This is a genomic window from Synergistota bacterium (assembly GCA_025060595.1).
GTDB lineage: Bacteria > Synergistota > GBS-1 > GBS-1 > GBS-1 > 42-11.
The window spans coordinates 1-7976 of sequence record JANXBX010000003.1 but is presented as its reverse complement, the minus strand read 5'-3'; the positions used below and the strand labels follow the sequence as shown (position 1 = coordinate 7976).

Sequence of the window (7976 nt, the reverse complement as noted above, 5' to 3'; positions counted from 1 at the left end):
GAGATGTGGGATACAAGCTACGATATAAAAAACCTGAGAGACTTGGCCCCTGTTGAAAATCCCAAAACACTTAAGTTTTTAATGGATATAGCTATTCGTTATAATGTAAATGTAGTTGGAGGCAGTATTCCTTTTTTTGAGAAAGGGAATATATACAATACCTCTTTTGTTTTTAATAGAGAGGGAAAACCTTTGGGAGTATATCGTAAAATACATCTTTTTGGTTTGATGGGTGAGGATAAGACTTTTGCAAGAGGAAGAGAGCTTTGTCTATTCGATCTTGAGGGAGTAAAATGTGGATTGATTATATGTTACGATTTACGATTTCCCGAACTTATTAGAACTCTTGCTTTAAAGGGTGCACAGATTATATTTGTTCCTGCTCAGTGGCCGGCAGCTCGAATAGCTCATTGGAGGATACTTTTACAAGCGAGGGCTATTGAAAACCAATGCTATGTAATCGGAGTTAATAGGTGTGGTAAAGAGGGAGACCTTCTCTTTAATGGAAATTCACTTGTGGTTGATCCTTGGGGAGATATTATAGCTGGTGGGACTGATGTGGAAACCGTTATATTTGCAGAACTAGAATTAAGCAGAGTAAAGGAGGTAAGGGGGATCATCCCTGTTTTCGATGATAGAGCACCAGAAGTTTACGAAATTTCTTGAAGAACTGAATCCTTCCCAGAGGGAGGCAGTCTTTTATACAGATGGACCGCTTCTTGTCTTAGCTGGAGCTGGAAGTGGTAAAACAAGAGTAATAACTTATAAGATAGCGTATATACTTTCGGAAGGTTTGGCTTCTCCTTACGAAATATTAGCTGTTACCTTTACTAACAAAGCTGCCTCAGAAATGAAAGAGAGAGTGAATAAGTTATTAAATGGGAATATAGAAGGGTTAATTCTTTCTACTTTTCATTCTTTTGGTTTGAGGCTTTTAAGAGCAGAAGGGTTTGAAGGGATAGTTCTTGACGAGGATGATAGAGAAAACCTATTGGAAGAGGTTATAAATGATATATCGCCTAAAATTGATGGTATAACCTCTCAATATTGTGTCTCTAAAATAAGCTTTCTTAAGAGCCGCATGATATCTCCTGAAGAGTTTATTCCATATACTCCGAAAGATAAAGTTTTATCTGATATTTATTTTGAATATGAGAGGAAAAAGAGAAATCTTAAAGCTGTTGATTTTGATGATCTTCTTATTGAACCATTGAAGCTTCTCAAAGATGAGTTTTTAAGAAATAAATATACTAAAAGATTTAAATATGTCCTTGTAGATGAATATCAGGATATAAATAAACCTCAGTTTCTCTTAGCTAAGATCATATCTTCTGGTACGAGGAGATTAACAGCAGTTGGAGATCCAGATCAATCCATATACAGCTGGAGGGGTTCTGATCCAAATATAATATTAAACTTTGAAGAGGATTTTCCGGAAGCTAAAATAATATATCTTGAGCAAAACTATCGCTCAACCTTGTCCATACTTGAGGCAGCAAACAGTGTAATATCTAATAATGTAAGCAGATATCCTAAAAAGCTTTGGACTAATAGAGGTAAGGGGAAACCAGTCCTAGTATATATAGGTCAAACTGAACTTGATGAAAGTGAGTTCATACTGAATGAGATTAACTCTCTTAGGAAAGCTGGTTACTCCTTTAAGGATATAGCGTTACTCTATAGAATTAATGCACAATCTCGATTTTATGAGGAACTTTTTATGAGGTATGGTTTCCCCTATAAAGTTATAAGTGGTGTTCGATTCTATGAGAGGAAAGAAATAAAAGATGCCTTGGCCTACTTGAGAATTCTTGTTTCGCCATATGATCTTTTAAGTCTTGAAAGAGCTTTACTAGCGCTGTCAAGGGGAATAGGGAAAAAGACTATCCTTTCCTTAAAAGAGCATATATTATCTAATAAAATAAGTATATGGGAAGGCCTTAAAACTTTTTCTGGGCAGAAAAAAATTGTAAATGCTTTGCTTTCCTTCTCAAACCTTATAGATAGCTTAAGAGAGAAAGTTAATCTTATTACGTTAAGAGAGCTTTATGTTGAGGTTCTTGAGAAAAGCGGTTACTTAGAAATGCTTCGTTCTCAGGAAAAGGATGGAGAAGATAGGTTAAAGAACCTGGAGGAGATGTTAACTGTAATATCTCGCTTTGAAGAGGAGGAACCAGGGCTTACTCTTGAGGCTTTTCTTGATAAAATATCTCTTTACACAGATCAGGATTTAGCTAAGGGAGCTGAGGATGCTATAAGTCTTCTCACTCTTCATGCTGCAAAGGGGCTTGAATTTCCTGTGGTTTTTATGGTGGGAATGGAACAAGGGCTATTTCCCCTCTATAGAAGCTTTAATACTCGTGAAGATATTGAAGAGGAGAGGAGATTATGTTACGTAGGGATGACAAGGGCAATGGATCGTCTCTATATGACTGCTTGCAGGAGGAGAAAAATATTTGGTTCAATCTTTTCCAGTGCTCCTTCCATGTTTATTAGCGAAATAGATCCGGTTTATAGGATATTAGTGGAGGAATAAGAATGATAGTTGGTTTAACCGGCGGACTTGGCTGTGGGAAAAGCGAGGTATTAAAGATCATTAGAGAATATGGTATAGATGTGATAAGCGCTGATGATGTAGTTCATGAGCTTCTTCGAAGCCCAGACATAAAGTCTAAGCTTAAGGAAGCTTTTGGGGAGGGAATATTTGACGAATCAGGAGAGGTAAATAGAAGAATTTTAGCGAATATAGTATTTAAAAACAAAGAAAAGTTAGAGTTCTTAAATTCTCTAATTCACCCATTTGTGAGAGAGATAATAAGGTTTAGGATAGGCGAATCCAGGAGACAGGGTGAAGATCTCGTGGTTGAAATTCCGCTGCTTTTGGAGGCAGGGGATCCATACGAAGTTGATGTAATAGTAGTTGTCTCTGCTCCTATTAACTTGATTTTGGAGAGACTTAAGAACTTTAGAGGTTGGACTGAGGAGGAGATAAAGGATCGTATGAAAAGCCAATTACCTTTGGAGGAAAAAGAGAAAAGAGCTCACTATGTAGTTTATAATGACGGAAGCTTGGAAGAACTGAAAGAGAAAGTAAAGCTTTTAATTGAAAAATTAAAGCTTAGACCTAAAAAACGATATTATTCCTAGTATTGAAGTTAAAAGTCCTATAATTTGTGAAAATGTTGGAATTTCTCCGAAGAGGATCCATGCCCATACTATACTTAGTACAGGTTCTCCTACTAAAGCTATGCTAACTGTTCCTGCCTTGAAAAACTTGAGGGAGTTGTTAATTAGCGTATAACCTAGGAAGGAGCAGCCTCCACCAAGTCCCCAAAATATCACCCATTCTTTGATAGGAAAAAAGCGAAAAATCTCCTGGTAGCTTAAAAAGAACAAGAAAGCGCTCGCAATAAGATAGCTTCTCATATTAAAGTTCAAGGTTCCTATTATAGGTATTATAAATCTTCCAACTGTTATAAATCCGCATAGGAAAAGAGTTCCAATTAGTGAAAGAACGTCTCCGAAGGATAATTCTAGCGAAATTTTAGCGTCAAAAGTTGTCATGATAATCACTCCCAAAAGTATAGTTAGTGTAGAAAAGATCTCTTTTAGGCTTACCTTTTCATTATAAATTAAAAATGATAGAAGAGATGTAAAAAAAGGTTGAACCATAAGGGGAATAACTGCTCCAGCGATAGTAGTGTGTCTGAAGGAACTTATCCAGAAATAAAAGTGAAGGGCTACAAAAGTACCAGATATAAGTAAGAGAATTTCCTTCTTAAAATCAAACAGCTTGAACTTCCATTTTAAAGCTGTGATATAAAGAAAAGAGGCGATCAAACATCTGTAAAATGAAATAGATATAGGGTTTGAATCGCTGACTTTTATCATTATTCCTGAAAAGGAAACTATAAATACCCCTAAAAACAGTAAAAGCTTCTTCATCCTTATATTATTTTAACAGTGATCTTCTTAAGTTTGTTACAGTCTTTTTATTGATGTGTTGTCAGGTATCTACTTCTTGCTAAAAGTGCTCTTTTTAAATGATGATACTTAAGGTTGACCTCATTTTTTTAAGGTTTTATAATAATGTATAAAAGATTTTTCTTTAAGGAGGTTGCTGAATGAGAAAGAATACTATATTTAAGTTATTAGCTGTATTAATATTAGTTTTAATTATTTTCAATAGGATGGCGATAGCTCAGAATCTAGCGCCTGTGATAACCAGGCTATGGATAGATGTAGACTACTATGATTACTGCGACTATTGGTGGTATTATTGTTATGAATATGCTGTTATAAAGGGACAAATTAGCGCATATGATCCAGACGGAGATCCTATTTTTTATACTTGGTATGTAAATGGAATTGGTGTAGGATACGGCGATAGCCTATGGTATGAAGCTTGGCGAGAAGGATGGTATGAAATTTATGTTAAAGTTGAAGACATATACGGTCTTTCTACATGGTCTGGTCCTTATCAGGTTGAGATTGATTTCGGTTGGTGGTGTGGAGGAGGATGCGAAATTGTAGCTAATCCAAGCTTTGGTGGCCTTGGACTCCTTTTTATTACATTCGGAATTATTATTCCATTAATTAAAAAGCGATCACTATAAGAAAAATAAAAGACCATATTACTTTACAATGCTTTATTTTCTCGGAATTTTAACTACGATAGGATTTTGGTCTGTATCAGCATTACTTACTTTTATTTCGTGGTAGGTAAATACTTTAGGTTTATAAAGAGGGGAGATCGGCTTTAGAATGAAAATTTATGTCTTATCATCTATATCAGAAAGGTTGCCTGGGGAAAAATTTTTGTGGATAGCTCTTGATGTTATAAGAGCTACATCTACTATAGTTACGTTCTTTGCTTGTGGTGGGAAGCATCTTTATTTAACATCATCTATTAGAGAAGCAAGGATCATAAAGAAGGGGAATCCTCAAGTTCTTCTTATGGGGGAAAGAGGTGGTGTAAAGATTGCCGGTTTTGATTTTGATAACTCTCCAACAGAAATAATGGAAAATTCGAGTTTAATAAGAGGTAAAAATGCGGTTCTTACTACTACTAATGGCACAAAGCTCTTGAGAAAGATTTTGAAGGGTGGGCAAGATGCTATAGTGGGTTCTATACTTAATCTTGATGCTGCTGTAAAGTTTGCATTGGAAGTTTTCAGTAAGGGGGGCTTTAATGGTATTGGTATAGCTTGTGCTGGTAAAGAGGGTAATCTTGTGTCTGATGATTTTTACTGTGCAGGGGTCATAGTTTCTAGGATAAGGGAGCTTATAGGTAGTGTAATAGAACTTAATGATGCTGCTTGTATAGCCTTCAACTGGGCTTCACATAACGATGCTTTGGATGTATTCTTGAGATCGGCTAGCGGTAAAAATGCTATAAAGCATGGTAAATATAGAGATGTGGAGTTCTGTTCTAAATTTAACCTTTTCGACTTGGTTCCTATAGCTACTGGTAAGGGAGAGGTGATTTTAAAAAATGTTACGCTGGCGGGTCTATAATTTAGAGTGTGTGGCTAAGGGAAATATTAAATTGGGGCCTTTTACCTCTAATGTACTGCGTGGAAAGTTTGGAGCCGAATTTAAAAGGTTAGCATGTATAAAGAAAAGCTTTGAGTGTTCTAAATGTATGCTTAGGTTTTCCTGTCCTTATGCCATGTTATTCGAAACCTCTCCATCACCCTTAACTAAAGTTATGAGGAAATATGACTCTGCACCTCGTCCCTTTATTATATACTTTCCCTTTAAGAAATTCGACCTTACTAAGGGAGATAGAGTGAGCATAAATTTAACTCTTATCGGTAAGGCTAACGATTATTTACCATATTTTGTTTATTGCTTTTTGAATATTTTAAATAATCTTAAGCTTGAGCTTGTTTCGTTATCTTACGAAGGTAAGAATCTTTATAAAGGGGATAAGATAGAACTTCCTTCTGGGAATTATAGTTACTTAAAGTTTGAGATAAACGGCGATAATAGGCTGTTTTCTGTTGAAGTTGATCTTGAATCTCCTTTAAGGCTTATATTTAACGGAGAGATTCAAAAAGAACCAAGCTTTTCAGCCTTAATGAGGAACTTTTTCAGAAGGGTGGTACTCCTTGACTATTTTCACTGTGGTGGAGGTGGGGAATATCCTTTTAAACCTGTTTTGGATTTGCTGGACAGGGTTAATATTGTAGATCACTCTATAACTGAAGGAGTTTTTAGTAGGTTTTCTTACAGACAGAAAAGAAAGATACCCTTTTATGGTGTTACAGGAAGAATAAGGTATCAACCTGTTAATGGGTTTTTCTTGGATTATCTGAAGGCTATGAAAGAGCTTCATGTGGGTAAAAACACAACTTTTGGTTTTGGTAAGGTTGTTCTGAAGGATTTAAATATATTATAAATGAAGATGTAATAAGAAGTTATCCTGATGGTGGTGTGGAGAAAATAATACTTTTTGGTAATATTCGGCTATCACCTCAGCTCATAACTTATTCTCTTAAAAAGGGTATAGAGGTGGTTTTTCTTTCAGCAAAGGGGAATTATAAGGGGAGACTTCAGGGAAACTTGTCTAAGAATGTATTTCTTAGACTTCTTCAATATGATAAGCATAAAGATACTAATTTTAGATTAAGTTTGGCTAAAGAATTCGTTAGGGGTAAGGTAAGAAACTCTATATCAATTCTTCAGAAATATAACTGGGATATAAAAAGTAAGGAGATAAGTGAAACATGTTCGTTTCTTCGTTCTGTGCTTATGAAAATAGAGATATGTGGCTCTTTAGAATCCCTTATGGGGATGGAAGGAGCTGCGGCAGAAGCTTACTTTAGAGCTTTAAATTTATGTGTTAAAAATGAAATATTTAACTTTAGCTCAAGAACTCGTCGTCCTCCAGAAGATCCAGCAAATGCTGTTTTAAGTTTTTTATATACTCTTCTTTTTCTTATTGTAGAGTCTTCTATATATACAGAGGGGTTAGATCCCTATGTGGGTTTTTACCACTCTGTAGATTATGGTAGACCATCATTAGCGTTAGATTTAATGGAGGAATTTAGACCTTTTATGGATAGAATATTTTTAAGGCTTTCTAATAAGAAGATGCTAATGTTAGGGGATTTTCGCTTTTGTCAAGAAGAAGATGAAGAATCTGCTGGAGTTTATCTTACTCATGAGGGTATTAAGAAAGTAATAGCAGAGTTCCAAGAGCAAGTAAAATCTCGTTCTCTTGATCGGATCATAAATTCTCAGGTTAATCTTTTATCAAAAGCTATAAAAGGAGAAAGCGTTTATCGTTCTTATATGATCAAATTATGAGCAAGAGATACTGGGTTATATCTTATGATATAAGTGATGATACGAAAAGAGAAAATATAGCGAGACTTCTTGAGAAATATGGCAAAAGGGTTCAGAAAAGTGTTTTTGAGTGCTATGTAGATGATAAGACCTACCTTGAAATAAAGAGAAGAGCTTCTCTTATAATAGATATGGAAACTGATTCAGTGAGATTCTATTTGTTATGTAAAAGATGCGTGGAGACAATAGACTTTATAGGGAAAGGACCAATAGTAGTTGAAGATGATATAGATATAGTTTAAGTGGGTTGTGCCTCGTTTGTTGTGAGGGGTTTAATATCGTGTTTATTTTGTTGATACTTGAATAATGAACCTTGACAATTTAAAATTGTTTGTATAAAACTCGGATCGCAGCAAAATATGAATTTATAAGTAGCTCTGTTTTTATCCGAGGAACTTTAGGTTTAGATCTGTCAATATTTTTTCTATGGTAAATTGTTTGGCAATTTGTGGTAGCATGTGAAGGGGGCATTTCCCGGGGGAGTCTGTAAAAATCCCATTAAAAGTTCTTGCCTTTAAATACTTTTCCAACCCCTCTCTGTAGAGAGTTGGAAAAAACCCTGAATAAAAAGGGATTGCGACCCCTCTGCAGTAATTTTACTGCAGAGAGATGAATTCAGTTGG

General features: G+C 35.4%; 9 protein-coding genes. 8 read left to right on the top strand and 1 reads right to left on the bottom strand.

Features of this window, described 5'->3' with window-relative positions; all coding sequences use genetic code 11:
* The 3 genes from NZ900_02475 to coaE form a co-directional block, all read left to right on the top strand.
* A partial coding sequence (locus NZ900_02475) for a carbon-nitrogen family hydrolase (protein ID MCS7232960.1) occupies nucleotides 1-666 on the top strand: 666 nt, incomplete at its 5' end.
* Nucleotides 632-2536, top strand: coding sequence for a UvrD-helicase domain-containing protein (locus NZ900_02470; GenBank protein MCS7232959.1), 1905 nt, complete (start codon nucleotides 632-634; stop codon nucleotides 2534-2536). The genes NZ900_02475 and NZ900_02470, both read left to right, overlap by 35 nt.
* Before the next feature lie 2 nt (nucleotides 2537-2538).
* The gene (gene coaE / locus NZ900_02465) at nucleotides 2539-3147 is read left to right on the top strand and encodes a dephospho-CoA kinase (GenBank protein MCS7232958.1); all 609 of its coding nucleotides are present in this window, start codon (nucleotides 2539-2541) and stop codon (nucleotides 3145-3147) included.
* Here coaE and NZ900_02460 read toward each other — a convergent pair.
* Complete coding sequence (locus NZ900_02460) at nucleotides 3112-3945, bottom strand: DMT family transporter (GenBank protein MCS7232957.1); 834 nt, start codon at nucleotides 3943-3945, stop codon at nucleotides 3112-3114. The two genes, coaE and NZ900_02460, sit on opposite strands and share 36 nt — an antisense overlap.
* 179 nt (nucleotides 3946-4124) lie before the next feature.
* Here NZ900_02460 and NZ900_02455 point away from each other — a divergent pair, with 179 nt between their 5' ends.
* The 5 genes from NZ900_02455 (at nucleotide 4125) to cas2 (ending at nucleotide 7595) form a co-directional block, all read left to right on the top strand.
* Nucleotides 4125-4616 (top strand): hypothetical protein, encoded by a 492-nt coding sequence (locus tag NZ900_02455; GenBank protein MCS7232956.1) that lies wholly within the window; start codon nucleotides 4125-4127, stop codon nucleotides 4614-4616.
* Between the two features lie 148 nt (nucleotides 4617-4764).
* Complete coding sequence (locus NZ900_02450; GenBank protein MCS7232955.1) at nucleotides 4765-5517, top strand: 2-phosphosulfolactate phosphatase; 753 nt, start codon at nucleotides 4765-4767, stop codon at nucleotides 5515-5517.
* A complete protein-coding gene (gene cas6, locus NZ900_02445) occupies nucleotides 5495-6403 on the top strand; it encodes a CRISPR system precrRNA processing endoribonuclease RAMP protein Cas6 (protein MCS7232954.1) in 909 nt (302 codons plus the stop codon). The genes NZ900_02450 and cas6 overlap by 23 nt, the downstream gene beginning before the upstream one ends.
* An 11-nt stretch (nucleotides 6404-6414) precedes the next feature.
* Nucleotides 6415-7314 (top strand): CRISPR-associated endonuclease Cas1, encoded by a 900-nt coding sequence (gene cas1 / locus NZ900_02440; protein ID MCS7232953.1) that lies wholly within the window; start codon nucleotides 6415-6417, stop codon nucleotides 7312-7314.
* The gene (gene cas2, locus NZ900_02435; GenBank protein ID MCS7232952.1) at nucleotides 7311-7595 is read left to right on the top strand and encodes a CRISPR-associated endonuclease Cas2; all 285 of its coding nucleotides are present in this window, start codon (nucleotides 7311-7313) and stop codon (nucleotides 7593-7595) included. Before cas1 ends, cas2 begins: the two co-directional genes overlap by 4 nt.
* The last annotated feature ends 381 nt before the right edge of the window (nucleotides 7596-7976 follow it).

Bases quoted from the DNA above. Each gene is read 5' to 3' on its own strand.
- NZ900_02470 (MCS7232959.1), top strand. From the start codon at position 632: ATGATAGAGCACCAGAAGTTTACGAAATTTCTTGAAGAACTGAATCCT.
- coaE (MCS7232958.1), top strand. From the start codon at position 2,539: ATGATAGTTGGTTTAACCGGCGGACTTGGCTGTGGGAAAAGCGAGGTA.
- NZ900_02460 (MCS7232957.1), bottom strand. From the start codon at position 3,945: ATGAAGAAGCTTTTACTGTTTTTAGGGGTATTTATAGTTTCCTTTTCA.
- NZ900_02455 (MCS7232956.1), top strand. From the start codon at position 4,125: ATGAGAAAGAATACTATATTTAAGTTATTAGCTGTATTAATATTAGTT.
- NZ900_02450 (MCS7232955.1), top strand. From the start codon at position 4,765: ATGAAAATTTATGTCTTATCATCTATATCAGAAAGGTTGCCTGGGGAA.
- cas6 (MCS7232954.1), top strand. From the start codon at position 5,495: ATGTTACGCTGGCGGGTCTATAATTTAGAGTGTGTGGCTAAGGGAAAT.
- cas2 (MCS7232952.1), top strand. From the start codon at position 7,311: ATGAGCAAGAGATACTGGGTTATATCTTATGATATAAGTGATGATACG.